Origin of the sequence: Calditerricola satsumensis, from assembly GCF_014646935.1 — a bacterium.
GTDB lineage: Bacteria > Bacillota > Bacilli > Calditerricolales > Calditerricolaceae > Calditerricola > Calditerricola satsumensis.
Genome location: NZ_BMOF01000013.1, coordinates 1 through 18020 on the forward strand (window position 1 = coordinate 1; position 18020 = coordinate 18020).

Below are 18020 nucleotides of genomic sequence, written 5' to 3' on the forward strand. Positions count from 1 at the left end.
GGAAATGGCTCTCTGACTTTTTTCAGAGAGTCCTTTTTACACAAGAATACGGACTCAACTTCCGACAATGCGCAAAGCCTCCAGAATTTCTGCGTCGCCAATCTTTCCTTGAATCGACGCGAGGATCTTGAGGTTTTCGTACGCGGAAAGGGATCCGATAAACCCGGGTTTTTCAATCAACGCGCCGAGGTGCGGGGGAAAACGTCTTTCGCGAACCACCGCAAAATTGCCAACCCAGATCTCGCCTTGTTGGGGAATGATCAGACCGGCAATGCACTTGAACAGCATGCTTTTTCCCGACCCATTGCGGCCGACGATGCCGACCACCTCACCGGGGTAGGCTTCGAATGAGACATTCTTCAGGATCGGTTCGTTTTTCAAGGTGAGGGAAATCGCGTCGACTTTTAGAAAAGGGGATGTCACTGGTACTCACTCCCTCGTCTTGTGATTGTTGTGGGGGTTGTTTTCCCGATCATCATCCCGATCATGAGAACAAGTAGCCCGGTGACAATGGCCAAGGAGGCAATCCCCGCCTGTTCACCGATCAGGAAGTATTGGAGCGTGTTGGGCCAACCCACCCCATCCAGCAGCAGGTTGAGCACATGGTACGACAGCGTGCAGGTAAACGCGTAAGCCGTTTTTGCTCCCAGCAGCGTCGCGATGAGAAAGATAAGAGATAAATGGGTACTGTACAGGAGCAGAAAGGCGATCAGCAAAAGAACGGAAATCGCCTCATCTGGATAGGAGGCGAGCAGAAAAGGGAGGGGGGCCAACCCGTATACGACCGCGTTGAGAAGCAAGACGAACCGAATTTTTTGCCCGATCCACGATTGGAAGGAAGCGTGGCGCCATGCTTCGAGGGCGAATCGGTCGTTTACCTCGGTACTCCAGTAGGCTCCGACCCCAATAAGCCCGATGGCCATAAGCCAGGTCCAAAACAGGACGAGCACACTGCTGAAAGCGGTGGACACACTGGACAGCCAGCTTTCCCGGAGGACGGGGGAAGGACTGAAAAAACGAAAATACGGCACCCAGCATGTCAGAAGCTGAAGCCCCAAGACGGCTCCCAACAGGATGCGGTGTTTCAGCAAATCGGTTGCCACGTCATCACCCCAGAATGGCCCTTTTGGTTTTCATCTGACCCAGAAGGAAGGACAAGACAAGAGTCGGGACGAGGTACAGGAACGAGACGGCAAAAGGAAACGCAGACGAGCGAATTTGCAAAAGCAGATGCGCCTGCGGCGAGAGAAACGTCAGGACGGGGGGAACCATTCCTGCAGGCGTCTGGGCGATGATCCAATACATTGCGACAAGGATAAGGGTGACGGCTGGTCGCTGAAAGATCTGCGCGAACACCGCACTCAGTACACCGACGAGCACAAAGCTTGCGAAGAACAACAGCACTTGAAGGACGAGCACCGACAACGGGTTGTGGGTTTGGTACAGGTATGCATTGGCCACGCGATAATCCGGGCGTTCGGCCGGGTTGGTGGAGGACTTGGCCAAATGTGCGTATGCGTCACTCCATTCAAACGCAACCGGGTACTGAAGCGCTGTCACGGCCAGGGCGATGAGGAAGGCCGTACTGAGGAAAACGATGGTGATTTGCACGATGGCCAGGACCTTTGCGATCCAGAGATTGGATCGATGGGAAGCGCGATAAGCAATGAGCCGCTCCAAGTCTTTGATATAAAACAAAGGAGAAACGATGATGAGGAAAGGGACAAACAATCCAAAGGTGGTATAGAGCGGGTTGTCAAAGATATGGAACATCACCTCCAGCAGATTCAATCGCAGCCCGCTGTGTTGGAGCCTTGTTGCTTCATCCATGCTTGTGAGTACGGTATAGCCGATTGCTCCGCCCATGGCAAAGAGCGTGGCGGGATTCCGTAGGGCGAGCTTGGCGTAGAAGCGAGCCAGGGCATACGCGGAACGGTTCACCTTACTCCTCCTTTGCCCGGAAAAATCGGATGTAGACAAACAGGCTGATGGACCACACGACCAGGTATTGCAGGGCAACGGTGGCCGGGGTGGCGAACGTGTTGTTGCTGGGTCGCCACATGACGGAGGGTTCAAGATACCCCAGTCCAAAAAGGCCGAAAAGGAAGCCGAGGATGATATAAATGGCAAAGGGGATGACGTTGGCATAATAGGGATTGCGGAACAGTACGGAGGCAGCCAGTCCGACCGTTGCGTAGGTGGCGCCAAACAAAAACGCCAAACCGATGAGCAACCCCATATGCACGAGCGGATCCGGGGGATCGAGGTTTCGGAAAAAGGGGGGGTTTCCGTTCGGATCGGGTACAGTCATGGGGTACTTCGCCGTTACCCAAATGAGGGCACCCACCAGTGGAATTACGAGAACAAGCCCCCCGGCCAACGCGTTGCTCACCAGTTTTGCGGTCTGATATCGGGCTAGCGAGAGCCGCTGCATCACAAATCTTGAAAAACCGCTGTTTCGTTCAATCGCGTAGGATTGTGCGAAGGGAATCGTTGCGATAACCGGCGCAAGAAGGGAGATGTATCCGTCGTGTAGCCAGAGAAACAAGCGGAGCGCCCCCATTTCGCTGGCAAACTGCAATTTCGGAAGGGTCCATGCCGCAATACCTGCCATGGCTATCAACAAGCCGATTAAGAATGGATAAGAGAGAATGGATCGTTTGATTTCAAGTACGAGATAACGTCTCATATCCCTTTCACCCCCATCAACAAAGGAGCCAGAGAGCCAAGAATTCTTGCTGGCCACTCTGGCCCCTTCAAAAACCGTTAAGAATAGTCTACTATATTTTTAGCGTCTTAGAACCTTAGTACTCGTCTGGGCTCCATGTTCCTCGTGCTTGAACGTTTACGAACGTAGTCAGTTTACTGGTATGACCCAGTCGGTAGCCTGTACTTGGTTGGTTCTGCCCAGAATAGTACGGAAGGATTACGCGGGATCCACTGCTAATTTCTACTTGCTGTGTCACTTGAGTGGTGGTCCCTCGATAAATTGCGGTATATTGGACGTATCCTCCGCCAATGCTCGTGTTGTTGTCCACACCTCTTGAGTAATTAACCTTGGAGGTCGGATTTGTATACGCGGTTCCTCCCAAGCGTGGAACAATTAGGTCATAGGATTCAATGTTTCGGGCGAATGCGAGGCTTGTAGTAAATTAATTCAATTATCCCGTTACGTTAAATTTATACTCTTGTGACTTTCATCTCCCTCCGTTGACTCGGTATGTTGCCACATATCCTGCGTAACCCCTGCACCTAATTGAGCATCGTTAAAAAACATTCGCTTTTCAATCATCTACCACGATGATACATTTACGTCGAACAGTTATCAATATCTTCATGGGAAATCACGACAAATCTAGATCGATATGCAACATCATCGCAACTTTTGTTCGAATATGTCGGCAGGCGAAAATGGATACGGTTCACAAGACGCGAAAACGCCCTCGGCCGTGTGAAAGCCGAGGGCGTTTCTTTGCCGTTAGCCAGGGGGAGACAATGAACCGGAAGGCGGCGTCTGTACGGTTTTTGCCTGCCGGTTTACACCCACCCCGTCTCATCCAGCGCCCGCACCGCAAGCACGAACATGGCGTGGGACCACGTGAGCGGAATCACCCACGCCGGCTCGCCGGTCTTGCGGTGCACCTGCTCGGGTAAAAGGTCGAGGGGCGTGCGGTGCTCCACGGCCCACTCGAAGAGGGCCCGCGCCCGCTCAAGGTTGCCGATGGCGATGTCGTAGAGGGCGAGCCACAGCGTGGTGAGAATCCACGGGTTGCCGCCGGCGTAGGTGTCGTCCTCGTAGCGCTTGAGGCCGCCGACGCCGGGGACGGTGAGGCGCCGGGCCACCGCCTCGGCCGTGCGGCGCATCCGCTCGTCGTGGGGGGGAAGGAGGCCAAAGGGAACCGCCAGGCCGAGCAGGCTAACGTCGATTACCGGATCGACGGGCAGCTCGTACCGCGCGTAGCCCTTCCACGTGCGCACGACGCGCTTGTCCGGCACGTTGGCGCGCTCGTACGTCTCGCGGTCAACGCGCAGGCGGGCCGAGCGGTAGAACACCCCGGCCTCGGCGTTCCACAGCCGCGTCAGCACGGCGCGGCGCATGGCGTCGGCCGTCTCCTGCCAGCGGCGCGCGTGGTGGCCGTGGCCCAGCGTCTCGGCGATGCGCGCCGCCCCGACGAGGCCCCCGTAGACCGCGGCGGCCGAATAGGTGTGCACGCCGTCCCGCTCTTCCCACAGGTCGCGGCTGGGGAGGGGCAGCCCCGTTTCGGGGTCGCGGTAGGCCAGCAGAAACTCCGCCCCCTTTTCCACCGTCGGCCACAGCTCGTCGAGCAGGGCGCGGTTGCCCGTAACCTGATAGTGCTGCCACAGCCCCCACAGGATCGAGCCGCCTTCGTCGATCTGCAGCCCCCAAGCTGGCGCAAGGAACCCGTCGTGGTAGTGGCGCTGCTGCCAGGACCCGTCCGGGCTCTGCGCCCGGGCCGTCCAGCGGTAGAAGGCTTGCGACAGGTCGGTCAGCCCGGCGCGGTCAAAGGCGACGGTGATGTACGCTGCGTCGCGCCCCCAGCAGTAGGCGTAGCCGCCGCACCGGGTGAAGGCCTCGTCAAACTCCGGCGCGGCCAGCACGCTGCCCGTCTCGCGGTCGGCCATGAGATGAAAGACGAGCACCGAACGGCGGTACAGGCGCTGAAGCGTCTCGTCCGCCGTGGACAGGGGGGCCGCTCGGGCCACCTTGGCCCGCCAGTGCTCCACCGTTCGCGTCAGCCATTCGTGTGCCGGTGTAGCGAGGGCGCGCTTAAGCCGGGCGAGGGCGTCGTCCGGGGACAGGCCGGCGGCGATGACAATCGGCAGTGTCACGCGGCCGCCGGGAGGCACGGTGACGTCCCACGACAGGGCCGCCTCGGGGTGCATGGCGATGTCGCTGCCGGACAGGCGGCCGTCGGCGGCGTCGGCAAAGGCGTGCCCGGCCTGAAAGCCGGAGGCCTCCCGGCTGCTTCCGACGGCAAAGGCGTACGGACGCCGGTAGTGGACGACGGCGTTGCCCTCCTCCGCAACGTAGCAGGCCTGGTAGTACGGGTGCTCCTCGATGACGAAGGAGGCGCAGTGGACCACGCGCAGCGGAAGGGCCGCCCCGCCCGTGTTGGCAAGGGTAAGGGCGCGCACGAGCAGCGCCTCACCGGGTACGGCGAACGCCGTTTCCGTGACGCGAACGGGCCACGACGGATGGCGGGCTTCCGTTTCCAGGGCGTTGGTGTCGTCCAGGTACCGTTGGCGATGGGTCCAGGGCGAACTGTCGAGCCAGGAGAGAGGAGAGGGACTAGACGGATCGTCCAGACGAACGAGGCCGATGCGCGCCTGGCCGATGTGCTGGGGGCCGTCGCCATGGGGCCACCAGAGCCGAAGCAGCTGTCCAGTACGGCTGAAGGCGGCCAGCAAGCAGCCGTCGCCAACAATGGCGTCATTGAGCAGCGGCTTGGTCGACACGGACTTCGCTCCTTTCTTTTCAAACGGGTTTGGCCACCCCGACGCAATCCCGCTGCCGTTGGCAGGAGAGAGGGGCCATGCAGACGGAAAGGCGATTCCGCTCAGCCGCGGCGCAGGGTGGCCGATTTGCATGATTCGCGCACGATCAGGCGGTGGGGGACGATGACGCGCGTGGGGGGCAGTGCCTCCCCGGCGATGCAGCGCAGCAGCAGGCTGGTCGCCGTCGTGCCCAACCGGTAGATGTCGATGTCCACCGTCGTCAGCGGTGGCGTGGTCAGCTCCGCTAGGGCCACGTTGTTGAAGCTGACCAGGGCCAAGTCGTCGGGCACGCGCCAACCGTATTGGTACAGCCCGCGTAGGAGGCCGATGGCGATGATGTCGTCGGTGACCACCAGCGCCGTGGGCCGCTCGGGCATGTGGAGGAGGCGGTCAAGGGCCAGATAGCCACCCTCCTGCAAGAAGGGGGCTTCAATGACCCATTCGGGACGAACGGAGAGCCCGGCTTCCTCCAGTGCCGCCCGATAGCCGGCGAGGCGGTCTTGGCTGACGACAAAGGTTTGCGGTCCGCTGATGAAGGCGATGCGCCGGTGCCCCTTCTCCAAGAGGTGACGGGTGGCGTCGTAGGCGGCGCGGACGTTGTCGTTGTCCACGCTGACGACACCCTCCTCGTCCTCGGCACGTCCGATCAGGACGAAGGGGAAGCGCTACTCCCGCAGAAAGGGGATGAGCGGATCGCCGGTCCGGGAGCAGAGCAAGAGCACGCCGTCGACGCGCCGGCCCAACACCAGGCGCGTTACCGCTTCCCGCTCTTCCCGTTCCGTCGAGCCGGAGGCAAGCAGAAGGTCGTAGCCGGCCTGCTGGGCCTGCACGGAAATCCCGCGCAGCACTTCGGGGAAAAAGGGATTGACGAAGAGTTCCTCCGCCGCGCGCGGGAGGATGATGCCCAGGGTGTGGGTCGTTTGCGACACCAGGCTTTTGGCGGCCGCGTTGGGCACGTAGCCGAGCCGTTCCATCGCTTCCCGCACGCGGCGCGCCGTGGCGGGACTGATTTTGGGGTGGTTGGCGAGGACGCGCGACACGGTGGACGGCGAGACGCCGGCGAGTCGCGCCACGTCTTTGATGGTAACCGGCATAGGGGCCTCCTGTTGCGCGCAAATTTTTGCAATTGCAGTTGGTGCAAGCGTTTGCTTTAATTGTACTGTATCGAGTCGATTTGCCGGATGTCAAGCGAAGCGCTGCAATTCAGGGAATTGACAATTCAGACGGGCTTAAGTACGATAATTTCAGACAATTACCCAATTTGCTCGTTTTCCCCTTGTGAGGCCCAAGATGTTTTCATCGTGGTTGATACAAACGTTTGCATGAACGCTGCGATGACACGGTTTATGGTAACGCTTTCGTTGTCCGCCGGCAGAGGCGTATTATATAAAGGGAGGTGAAGCGGGCGTCTTGAATCGATGCGAAGGGGGGATTTCCCGCGGGATTTTTGCAAAGGTTTGCATTATCCGTTACAGGGAGAAGGAGGAATGCAGATGAAACGCGTGCGCCTTGGGTTACGGTTTGCGTTGGTTGTTCTTCTTCTCATCTCGCTGCTTGCGGGGTGTGGGGGACCCGGAAGCCAACCGACGGGACAGCCGAACGAGGGACAGGCATCGGGCAAACCGGTGAAAATCACCTTCTGGAATACGATGCGGGACTATGAGGCGGCTGTTGTGCAGGAATTGATCAACGAGTTTGAGAAGCAGAACCCCGACATCGATGTGGAAATGGTGACGGTTCCCTTTGGCGAGGCGCAAAACAAGTTTAAGGTGGCCGCCCAGGCGGGCAATGCGCCGGATGTGTTGCGGGCGGAAGTGGCCTGGATTGCGGAATTTGCGGCCCTCGGGTTCCTGGAGCCGTTGGATGAAAAGTTTACCGACCAAGAGGATTTCTTGCCTTCCGCCTTGGCCTATGGGAAATGGAACGGGAAAACCTACGCCGTTCCGCAAGTCACGGACGCCTTGGCATTGCTGTACAACAAGAAGCTTCTGGCACAAGCGGGGTTCCATCGCGCGCCCGAAACCTGGGATGAATTCGTACAAGTGGCGAAAAAGCTGACCGATCCGAGCAAGGACCAGTGGGGCTTTTACATGCGGCAGAGCGAGGCGTACTTCACGCTGCCGTTCATCTGGTCCTTCGGCGGCGGCTTGATTGATGTGGAGACGATGAAACCGCTCATCAACACGGAAGGCGCGATTAAGGGCCTTGAATTTGTCAAAAAGCTGCGCGACGAGTACAAGGTGTTCAAGGACGATCGCGATTTCCCGAACGATTACAACACGGCGATGCAATACTTCAAGTCGGGCAAGGCGGCGATGATTCTCAACGGCCCGTGGGCGACGGCCGATATCCTGACCGGGGAGGCGTTTAAGGACAACCCCGACAATCTGGGCATCGCGCCGATTCCCCAGGGTCCCGAGGGCCATACCGGCTCTCCGGTCGGCGGCCATTCCTACGTGATCTACAGCAAGAGCCCGCACAAGGAAGAAGCCTGGAAGCTGGTGCAGTTCTTGAGTACCAAGGAAGCGCAGGCGAAGTTGGTCTTGGAGCTCGGCCTTTTGCCGACGCGGAAGTCGGTCTACGAGATGCCTGAAGTGAAAGCCAACCGCATCATTACCGACTTCAAGGCGGTCATGGAAAACGCGACGCCTCGTCCTGTGTTTCCGCAAGGCGGCTTGATTTTCGCGGCGATGGACCAGAACTTCCAAGCGTTCTATACCGGAAAGAAAACGGCGAAAGAGGCGGTTGAGGCCATTGTCAAGGAATGGGAGAAATTGGGAGTTAAACCGTGACGCGACCCGGACGGTGCGGACGGACTGGGGATGCGCCATCCCCAGTCCGTTCTCCCTTCCCTTTGTTCTCCCAGGGGGCTTGCGGCAACGATGGGGTTAGAAGGGGCGAGTGGACATGAGCACACGACGCGTAACGTTCCCATTCGGTAGACAAGGGCGCAGACGGAAACCATCGAAATGGAAAAACGCATGGTTGGCGTATGTGTTCCTTACCCCGGTCGCCCTGGTGATGGCCTTATTGGTGTTCTTCCCCTTGGTTCAAGGGATTGCGTTTAGTTTTACCGACATGAACCAATACAACATGGGAAACGCGTTTAGCGAACCGAGTTACCAATTTGTTGGGTTGGAAAACTATCGAAATGTATGGGCAGACCTGGTGGCCGCGGATTCAACCCTGCGACCGATTCTGGTTCAAACCGCGATCTGGACGTTCGTGAACGTGTTCTTCCATTTTACGATCGGTCTTGGATTGGCGCTGTTGCTCAATCGCCCGATCCGTGGTCGGACCGTTTACCGGCTGCTGTTGTTGGTGCCGTGGGCCGTGCCGTCGTTTATCAGCGCGCTGGCCTGGCGCTGGATGTTTAACGGAAGTTACGGCTTTTTCAATCTCGTCCTCACCGAACTCGGCTTGCCGCCGATCAACTGGCTAGGCGACCCGTTCTGGGCTATGGTGGCCGTGATCATGACCAATGTGTGGCTCGGGGTCCCCTTCATGATGGTCACCTTGCTTGGCGGGCTTCAGAGCATTCCGCGTTCGCTGTATGAGGCGGCGGAAATTGACGGGGCCGGCCGATGGAAGCAGTTTTGGCACATTACGCTGCCCATGTTGAAACCGGTGGCCACGGTTGCCACCCTCCTCGGGATCATCTGGACGTTTAACATGTTCAACGTGATCTACCTGGTGACCCAAGGCGGGCCGGTGCAGGCGACCGAAATTCTCGTCACCTTCGCCTATCGCGAAGCGTTCCAGAATTGGAATTTTGGCATGGCTTCGACGTACGGAGTCATCATTCTCAGCATCCTGCTCGTGCTCAGTGCGGTATATTTGCGGGCCATGAAGGCGGAACGAGTGGAAGGGGTAATGGACTGATGCGGAGGATGTCCCGCGCGGAACGATTGGCGGTACATGCCACCCTCATTGTGGCTTGTGTCATCGCGGTATTCCCGGTGTTGTGGATCGTGTCGACGAGCTTCAAACCGTATGAAGACGTTTTCGACACGGAGATCCAACTGATTCCCGAGACGGTCACGTGGGAGAATTATGAGCATGTGCTCACGAAAAAGGACGGGATGTTCCTGCGCTGGATGGCCAACAGCGCGTGGGTGGCACTCCTGACGACCCTGGTGTGCCTCTTTCTTTCCACTACGGCGGCCTATGCGTTGTCGCGCTACAAGTTTTACGGCCGGAATGTGGCGTTCTACGCCTTGTTGGTTACGCAAATGTTTCCGGGAACGCTGCTGTTGATCCCGCTGTACCGCTTGATGAATCAGCTGGGTCTCTTGGACAACCATCTCGGACTCGTGCTGGCGTACGCGACGGTGGCGGTTCCGTTCTGCGTGATGATGCTCAAGGGGTACTTCGACACCATTCCGTATGAGCTCGAGGAAGCGGCTTTCGTGGACGGGTTAGGGCCGATCGGTTCGTTTTGGCGGATCGTTCTCCCCTTGTCGTTGCCGGGCCTGGCGGTGACAGGCTTTTTCACGTTTATCACGGCGTGGAACGAGTTCCTCATTGCCTTGACGTTCTTGAGTGCGGAGGAGAAATACACCCTTCCCATCGGCTTGCAGCAGTTTGTGAACCAATATGTGTCCGATTACCACTATATGGCTGCTGGAGCGGTCATCGTCACGCTGCCCGCCCTGGTGGTCTTTTTCCTGGCGCAAAAGTGGCTGGTATCGGGGTTGACAGTGGGAGGCGTAAAGGGATAAACCGTTTTCAAAAAGAAAAAGAAGGAGAGAGATGCCCTGTTCGAAACGCAGCGCAGCATTTCTCTCTTTTTCCCGCATGTATTTAAAATTTTTCGCATAATCACCCTTTCTTTATTCTAAAAACTTAAACAATCATAAAACATGGAATAGAACCATGCCGCCATCTGAACGTGGAGCGGGAGGAGGCGGGATGCGTTTTCGGAAATGGAGCGGGCCATGCTTCAACGGGTAACGGCGTGACCCTGTTCAACACGTGGCTGGTCAAGGGGTATTTCGACACCATCCCGCGCAGCCTCGATGAGGCGGCGCGCATCGACGGGGCCAGCCATACCCAGGTCTTCTTCAAGATCCTACTTCCGCTGGCCAAGCCCATCCTGGCCGTGGTGGCCCTGTTCAACTTCATGGGCCCGATGACCGACTTTTTGCTTCCGCAAATCGTGCTCACGAGTCCCGAAAACAAAACCTTAGCTGTGGGGTTGTTTGGGATGATCAACCAGCAGTTCGGCAAGAACTTCACCACCTTTGCCGCCGGCGCCGTGCTGATCGCCGTGCCCATTGCGGCGGTTTATCTGGCGCTTCAGCGCTACTTTATCTCCGGGCTGACGGCGGGCGGCACGAAAGGTTAGTGTCGAGGGACGCCGGAGAACGAAGCTGCAAACCCTTGCGGCGGGTGGGCACAGGCATAAGGGCGGACCCAATCCGACGAGAAACGAGGTGACCCGAACGTGAACCGTGCGGCGATCGAGCACCGGCCAGATCCGGCCTTTGCCTTTCCCGTTGCGCCCGACCGGCTGCGCGTGCGCCTGCGGGCGGCGCGCGGCGACCTCGTCTCGTGCCACGTGGTCTACGGCGACCGCTATGACCCCGAGGGACCGGAAGAGGTCGTGGCCATGGAAAAGGTGGCCACTGGCGCGCGCCACGATTACTATGAGGCGCATCTCCACGTCCCGAGGCGGCGCGTGCGTTACGCCTTTTACCTGCACGACGGACGCGAAGGGCTTTGGTACGGGGAACGGGGCCTTGCGGCGGACCGGGCGCAGGCGGGCGCCTTTCACTGCCCGTACATCTGCCCGGGGGATGCGTTTACGGTGCCCGACTGGGCTGCCGACGCGGTGGTGTACCAGATCTTCCCCGACCGCTTCGCGAACGGCGACCCGAGCAACGACCCGGCGGGCGTTGAGGCGTGGACGGCCGATGCGCGCCCGACGGCGACGAGCGTCTACGGCGGCGACCTGGAGGGCATCCGGCAGAAGCTGCCCTACCTGGCCGAACTGGGGGTCAACACGCTGTACCTGACGCCCATCTTTGCCTCCCCGTCCAACCACAAGTACGACACCACCGACTACTTTCGCATCGATCCCCACTTCGGCGACCTGGATACGCTTCGCGCCCTTGTGCGCGACGCCCACGCCCGCGGCATGCGCGTGATCTTAGACGCCGTGTTCAACCACTGCGGGTATGGGTTTTTCGCCTTTCAGGATGTGGTGAAGCACGGCCAGGCGTCCCCCTATGCGGATTGGTTTCGCATCTACGAATTCCCGGTGCGCACCCGGCCCCAGCCCACCTACGAAACCTTTGCCCGCGGCGTGTGGACGATGCCCAAGCTCATGACCCACCACCCTGCGGTGCGCGACTACCTGCTTCAGGTGGCCGCCTACTGGACGCGGGAGGCGGACATCGACGGCTGGCGCCTGGACGTAGCCAACGAGGTGGACCATGCCTTTTGGCGTGCCTTTCGTCAGGTGGTGAAGGGCATCAAGCCAGATGCCCTGATCATCGGCGAAATCTGGCACGACGCGGCGCCGTGGCTTTCCGGCGACCAGTTTGACGGGGTGATGCATTACCCCTTCCGCGACGCCGTGGTGTCCTTCTTCGCCACGCGCCAGATCGATGCGGCCGCCTTTGACGCCCAGCTGGCCGACTGGCGCATGCGGTATCCGGAGCCGGCGCTGCTCGCGTCGTGGAACCTCCTTGGATCCCACGACACCGAGCGCTTCCTCACGCTGTGCGGCGGCCGCGTGGAGCGGATGCGCCTGGCGGTGCTCTTTCAGCTCACGTACCTCGGCGCACCGATGATTTATTACGGAGACGAGGTGGGGATGGAAGGCGGTCCGGACCCCGACTGCCGCCGGCCGATGGTCTGGGACGAAGCGCGCCAGAACCGGGAGCTGCTCGGGTGGTACCGCCAGCTGATTCGCCTCCGCCGCAACTGCGTGGCGCTGCGCCGCGGTGCGGTACGCACGTGGTGGGTGGATCCGCTCGTGGGCGGGTACGGGTTTCTGCGCCTCGCCGACGAGGAGGTGGTGGGCGTCGCGCTCAACAACGGGCCGCGTCCGGTTGCGGTCACGCTGGATGCCGGTGCCTTTGGTGACGCGCCGCGGCTCGTTGATGCGTTGAGCGGGGAGGTGTTTGCCGTTGCGGCGGGCCGTGTGACGGTTGCGTTGCCGCCGTGGCAGGGACGGGTGTTGGTGCGGTCGGCGTGATGCGCCGTGCCTGGTTGGCAATTTCCAAAATGAATGTGCGCAAGCCCCAATCGGATCGCCTGGAGGAGATGGGATTGGCGCTGCCTGTTGCTCGTGGTACAGTGATAGAAAAACGTCATCAGGAGTGAGGGAAACCGTGTACCGCACCATTTTGTTTGACGTCGACGGCGTGTTGTTGAGCGAGGAACGGTATTTTGACGCTTCAGCCCTGTGCGTGTGGGAGCTATTGGGGAGCCCCCAGTATCTGGGGCTCGACCTCGGTTTTACGCCGGCGCCGGACGAGCCCACCATCCGCCGCGTGCGGCGCGCGGTGTTTGCCGACGACCGCGTCCTGTCCTTCATCAAGAGCCGGGGCCTCAACTCCAACTGGGACATGGTCTTCCTGACCTTCTCCTTTCAGCTGCTCCTGCTCCTCGAGCAGCTGGCCCGGGAGGATCGCGCCTTTGTGCGCGACGTGCTCAGCGGCCCGATTGACCGCGACGTGCTGCGGGAAATCGGCGCGCGTGCCCGGGGCCTCGGCTTTACGCCCCAGTATGCCGCCTTTGTCGACGCGTTTGCGCCGTCGCCGGCCGTCAAAGCGGAGCTGCTCCTTTACCTCAACGCGATCGCCGCCCAGCGCACGGGCGTGGAAACGGCGATCTTTTCGCGCAACAGCGCGCTGTGGGAGCTGTGCCGGGAAGCGTTCCAGGAGTGGTACCTGGGCGACCGGCTGTATGAGGAGACGACGGGCCGCCCCCCAGCCAGGCCGGAAAGCGCGGCTTTCTGGAGGACGAGATTCCCCTCGCCCCGCCGGAAGCGCTGCGCGCCCTGCTTCGGTCGTTGCGGGAGCGAGGCATCCGCCTCGGCGTCGGCACAGGCCGCCCGACGACGGAAACGGTGGTGCCCCTCTCCGCGCTGGGGCTGCTCGAGTTCTTTGACCCCAACGCCGTGGTCACCGCCAGCGATGTGCTGGCCGCCGAGCGGGCGCACCCGGATGCCGCGCCGCTGGCCAAGCCGCACCCGTATACGTACCTCAAAGCCCTTTTCGGCAAGACGACGCCCGACGACGCCGTGCTCCGCGCCGCGCTGCCCGTCGACGAGGCCGATTCGGTGCTGATCGTCGGCGATTCCTTGGCCGATCTCCTTGCCGCGCGCCGGATTGGCTGCCGGTTCGCTGCGACGCTGACCGGGCTGGAAGGCGCCAAGGCGCGGGAAACATTTGCGGAGCACCGGGCCGACCACATCCTGAACGATGTCACGCAGCTCGTGACCGTGCTGTCGTAGCGGCCGGATCGGGGCGGCGGGGTGACCGGCGCCGTCGTAATGTGCCAGGGAGCAACCCGCCCGTCAACGAAAAACGGTGAGGCGGCTGTAGCGGGCAAGCTGCTCCAGGAGCACGCGCGACAGGGGAACGACCAGGTCGGCGCGCGTCCAGTCGCGTTTTCCGCTCCGCGTGTACACCGTCAAGCCGGCGACGGTGATGCGGTAGGGGCTTCCCGCAAAGGGGATGGCCGCGGGGAGCGGCAGCGGCGCCGGCGACGTGAGCGGCACGTCGGGCGTATAAGGAACGAGGCTGACGATGTTCGCAAGGGGAATGCGGAAGGAGACGTGCGGACGCTGGATGACGAGTTCTTCCGTGGTCACCGTGGTGCGCACGTCGCGGAGCACGTGACAGAACTTCACTTCCCCGGCGATGTCGCGAACGCGGACAAAGGGCGAACGCACGGCGATCCCATCCTTTCGCGCAAACGGTTTCCCTTCATTGTAGCACATCCGGTCGCGCCATGCGGGAGAGGAGGATTGGGAAGGCGGGGAGCGCCTTCCGCTTCGTTTGGCGCGTCCTGCGGCTCCGTGGTATGATGGGGGGCGGAAACGCGAGCGACAAGGAGTGGGGTGGAGATGTATTTTGTCTACAATCCGCAGGGACTGGGTGACGTGGTTTTGGCTGCCGTCGACCACGTGCCGGAGGCGGAGCGCGTCGTCGAGCGCGCGGGCGATGCCGTGCTCATCCGCCGCCGAGAGGATGGGGCGCTGGCGGGCATCAACCTGTTCCGCTATTCCCAATACGGCACCTGGCCGATTGTGGGCGTGGCCCTGGCCAACCAAGAGCGGGTCGACCGGTTCAACGAGGCGCTGGCGCGGGCGGGCGTCGAGGAACGGCTGGTCTTTGTTCCGCGCATCGTCGTCGGCCGCGTGGTGGAGAAGGCGCCCCATCCGCAGGCGGACAAGCTGAGCGTGTGCCGGGTGGATGTGGGAGACGGTCGCGTGCGGCAAATTGTGTGTGGCGCGCCGAACGTGGCCGCGGGACAGACCGTGGTGGTGGCCCTGCCCGGCGCCGTGCTGCCCAACGGCCTGCGCATCCAGCCCACGCAGCTGCGCGGCGTCGATTCCGAGGGCATGATCTGCGCCGCCCGCGAGCTGGGGTTGAAGGGCGCGCCGCAGCAAAAAGGCATTCTCGTGTTGGACGCGTCCGCCTATCCCGTGGGCGCGCCCTTTGCCGACCACGATTATGCGCAGGTGCAACGCGGAGCCTGATCGGTTCCGCGTTTTGTTTCCTTCTCGCCTTCGCGCGATTTTCGAGCGGCGGACAGGAATTTGGCCCGCCATCGCGAAAACGAGTAGAGGAAACGCAATCGGATGCGTCCCCATCGCACGAAAAGGGAGTTTGCGCCATGGATTGGAAAAGGCTCTGGCAACAGGTGAAAGCGTGGCTGGCGAAAGAAGACGACACGCCAAGCGAGACGGTAGACCCGGTTCGGGAAATGAAACGGGCCAAAGCCCGCATCCGAACGGTGTATCCAAACGAAACGGCGACCCCGCCCCCACCTATCGCGGGGTCTGTATCGCCGAGCAGACCGCTAAAACCGCCCGCCCGAAAGCGGCCGTTTCCCTTTCCGGCCGTCCCCGACGACGAGGGGTTGGCGGTGCCGCCGTCTGGGGAGCGCGAGGAGCGCTTGCCACGGCGGACCGAGCGTTTGGCTGCGGACGAGACGGCGAGGGAGCGATTCCGCCAAAACCCCTCCGATGCGGAACCGCGTTCGGTCCCCTTTCGGCCAACGGACGTGCCGTCGCCGGTGTTCGGCTTCCGGGCGCGTCCTCAACGGCCTGCGCCGCCTTCCCGAAGCGAAGAACCCGCTCCGGCGGAGGGAAAGACGCTCCCTGCGGCGGAGAGGGCCGCTTCGCGGGGTGGAGAGGGGGCCTTCTTGTCGGCGGGGGAGGCCACCCGTACGGTGGAGGAGGCTTCGGCAACGGCGAACGGGGCTTCCGAAAGGGTTGAAGGCGCCTGTTCGGGAGAGGCGGTGATGTCCTCCCAAGAGGAAACGTTTTCCTCCGTGGAAGAAGAAGCCGCCCCTGCAGCGGAACCGGCCGCGATGCCGGCGGCGGATGGCGATTCGACGGCCGAGGCTGCGCAAGCGGTGCCGGTGGCCTACACCGTGCGGTATGCCCTGCCGTCTGCCCTCAAGGCCCAACTGGCCGCCCAAAACGTGCCGTTTAACGTGCTGGCGCGCCCGGTACCGGGCAGCATCGCCATCGTGCGCGTTTCTGTGCCAACCGTTTCGGCCGATACGCCCCGTTCGACGACCGCTACGCCCCGTGCGGCCGATGGGCTGCAGGACGACGGGAGGGAGGAAGGCGCGCAAACGGGTTCGGAAACCGCGGCAACCCCTGCGGCCGATCGGCTCGCCGACCCGCCCGATCCCTATGTGCCGCCTCCCCTCGACCTCCTGGATGATCCCCTGCCCTACGCCGGGGAGGACGAGACGTTCATCGCCGAACAGAAGCGCCGATTGGAGGAGACGCTGCGCCACTTTCACGTGCGCGCCCACGTGATCGGCGCCACCTGCGGGCCCACGGTGACGCGCTTCGAGGTGCAGCCGGAGCCGGGGGTGAAGGTGAGCCGCATCACCGCGCTGGCCGACGACATCAAGCTCAATCTGGCGGCGCGGGACATCCGCATCGAGGCGCCCATTCCCGGTCGGTCGGCCGTCGGCATCGAGGTGCCCAACCGGACGCGGGAGCCGGTGTTTCTCAAGCGCATCGTGGCCCATGAGGCGTTCCAGCGCCACCCGTCGCCCCTCGCGGTTGCGGTGGGCGTGGACATCGGCGGGGAGGCGGTGGTGGCCGACTTGCGCAAGATGCCCCATCTCCTCATCGCCGGCGCGACGGGATCGGGGAAAAGCGTGTGCATCAACGCGCTGCTCGTCAGCTTGCTGTACAAGGCATCGCCGGATGCGGTGCGCCTCTTGCTCGTCGACCCGAAGATGGTGGAACTGACGCCGTACCAGGACATCCCGCACCTGGTGGCGCCGGTGGTGACCGATCCCAAGCTGGCCACGGCGGCCCTTCACTGGGCGGTGCAGGAGATGGAGCGGCGCTATGAGCTCTTTGCCCGCTGCGGCGCGCGCGACCTGGACCGGTACAACCGCCTGGTCGAAGCGGGCGGGGAGGAGGGCGCCGAAGCGCTCCCGTACATCGTCATCGTCATCGACGAGCTGGCCGACTTGATGATGGTCGCTCCCGGCGACGTGGAGGAGGCCATCTGCCGCATCGCCCAGAAGGCGCGGGCCTGCGGCATCCACCTCGTGCTCGCCACGCAGCGCCCGTCGGTCGACGTGATCACCGGCTTGATCAAGGCCAACATCCCCACGCGCATCGCCTTTGCCGTTTCCTCGCAGGCCGACTCGCGGACCATTCTGGACATGGCCGGGGCGGAAAAGCTCCTTGGGCGCGGCGACATGCTGTACCTCGACAGCGGCGACCCCAAGCCGCGTCGCCTGCAGGGGTGCTTCGTCTCCGACGAGGAAATCGAGCGCGTCGTCGCGCACGTTCGCCGGCAGCGCAAAGCGGCGTATTGGTTTGATCGCGACGACCTGCTTCGTTCCGCGGAAGATGGCGGTGACGTGGACGACGAGCTGCTGGCCGAAGCGGTGCGGTTTGTCATCGAGCAAGGCCAGGCCTCTGCTTCCATGCTCCAGCGCCGCTTCCGCATCGGGTACAATCGCGCTGCCCGCCTCATCGACGCCATGGAAGCGCGCGGATGGATTTCCGCCCAGGCCGGATCGAAACCGCGTACGGTGCACATCACCGAGCAGGAATACCGCGCGCTGTTTGAGGAAGAGGGCCACACGCCCTGACGGTGGTCGGGCAGCGCCTTTTCGCTGCGGCGCGCACCGGGAGACGGGGTGCCCTTGGTTGCCGTCTGCCCCGTCTCCACGAGATGGCGCTTTGCCGGTGGGCAAGGCGCCATTTTTTTGTCGTTGCCGTTGCTTCCGAGCCCGAGTGAAGGCCTAAATCCTTAAGGTCTTGCCAGCGTTGCTTT

At 61.8% G+C, this 18020-nt stretch carries 13 protein-coding genes and 2 pseudogenes; 8 read left to right on the top strand and 7 right to left on the bottom strand.

The genetic code is table 11. The annotated features are described in order from the left end of the window. Positions 1-54: 54 nt before the first annotated feature. The 6 genes and pseudogenes from IEX61_RS04555 to IEX61_RS04580 form a co-directional block, all read right to left on the bottom strand. Entirely contained in the window at positions 55-381 is a 327-nt protein-coding gene (locus tag IEX61_RS04555) for an ABC transporter ATP-binding protein (RefSeq protein WP_188816908.1), read from the bottom strand. Between the two features lie 38 nt (positions 382-419). Further along, positions 420-1103, bottom strand: a complete 684-nt coding sequence (locus IEX61_RS04560) for a hypothetical protein (protein WP_054672309.1) — start codon at positions 1101-1103, stop codon at positions 420-422. Positions 1104-1107: 4 nt separating this feature from the next. Beyond that, positions 1108-1941, bottom strand: a complete 834-nt coding sequence (locus IEX61_RS04565) for a hypothetical protein (RefSeq protein WP_188816909.1) — start codon at positions 1939-1941, stop codon at positions 1108-1110. Position 1942: 1 nt separating this feature from the next. Next, complete coding sequence (locus IEX61_RS04570; RefSeq protein WP_188816910.1) at positions 1943-2746, bottom strand: ABC transporter permease; 804 nt, start codon at positions 2744-2746, stop codon at positions 1943-1945. Between the two features lie 791 nt (positions 2747-3537). After that, the gene (locus IEX61_RS04575) at positions 3538-5478 is read right to left on the bottom strand and encodes a glycoside hydrolase family 15 protein (protein WP_229725696.1); all 1941 of its coding nucleotides are present in this window, start codon (positions 5476-5478) and stop codon (positions 3538-3540) included. A gap of 101 nt (positions 5479-5579) precedes the next feature. Continuing rightward, a pseudogene (locus IEX61_RS04580) lies at positions 5580-6611 on the bottom strand (LacI family DNA-binding transcriptional regulator). Positions 6612-7010: 399 nt separating this feature from the next. On the opposite strand from IEX61_RS04580, the gene IEX61_RS04585 reads away from it, so the two are divergent. The 6 genes and pseudogenes from IEX61_RS04585 (at position 7011) to IEX61_RS12690 (ending at position 13984) form a co-directional block, all read left to right on the top strand. Next, the gene (locus IEX61_RS04585; protein ID WP_188816912.1) at positions 7011-8309 is read left to right on the top strand and encodes an extracellular solute-binding protein; all 1299 of its coding nucleotides are present in this window, start codon (positions 7011-7013) and stop codon (positions 8307-8309) included. Between the two features lie 202 nt (positions 8310-8511). Further along, positions 8512-9399: a carbohydrate ABC transporter permease gene (locus IEX61_RS04590; protein WP_229725699.1), complete on the top strand. Its 888-nt coding sequence runs from the start codon at positions 8512-8514 to the stop codon at positions 9397-9399. A gap of 50 nt (positions 9400-9449) precedes the next feature. After that, complete coding sequence (locus IEX61_RS04595; protein ID WP_229725697.1) at positions 9450-10238, top strand: carbohydrate ABC transporter permease; 789 nt, start codon at positions 9450-9452, stop codon at positions 10236-10238. Positions 10239-10471: 233 nt separating this feature from the next. Further along, positions 10472-10864 (top strand): annotated as a pseudogene (locus IEX61_RS04600) (ABC transporter permease subunit); the annotation flags it as partial. Positions 10865-10963: 99 nt separating this feature from the next. Next, complete coding sequence (locus IEX61_RS04605; RefSeq protein WP_188816914.1) at positions 10964-12721, top strand: glycoside hydrolase family 13 protein; 1758 nt, start codon at positions 10964-10966, stop codon at positions 12719-12721. 819 nt (positions 12722-13540) lie between these two features. Next, the gene (locus IEX61_RS12690; protein WP_308423719.1) at positions 13541-13984 is read left to right on the top strand and encodes an HAD family hydrolase; all 444 of its coding nucleotides are present in this window, start codon (positions 13541-13543) and stop codon (positions 13982-13984) included. 63 nt (positions 13985-14047) lie between these two features. Here IEX61_RS12690 and IEX61_RS04615 read toward each other — a convergent pair whose 3' ends face one another. Continuing rightward, positions 14048-14425 (bottom strand): hypothetical protein, encoded by a 378-nt coding sequence (locus tag IEX61_RS04615; RefSeq protein ID WP_157057783.1) that lies wholly within the window; start codon positions 14423-14425, stop codon positions 14048-14050. A gap of 174 nt (positions 14426-14599) precedes the next feature. Here IEX61_RS04615 and ytpR point away from each other — a divergent pair, with 174 nt between their 5' ends. Together ytpR and IEX61_RS04625 are read left to right on the top strand one after the other, a co-directional pair. Beyond that, positions 14600-15235, top strand: a complete 636-nt coding sequence (ytpR, locus tag IEX61_RS04620) for a YtpR family tRNA-binding protein (protein ID WP_054671981.1) — start codon at positions 14600-14602, stop codon at positions 15233-15235. 389 nt (positions 15236-15624) lie between these two features. Beyond that, the gene (locus IEX61_RS04625; protein WP_373288409.1) at positions 15625-17835 is read left to right on the top strand and encodes a DNA translocase FtsK; all 2211 of its coding nucleotides are present in this window, start codon (positions 15625-15627) and stop codon (positions 17833-17835) included. Positions 17836-18020 lie beyond the last annotated feature (185 nt).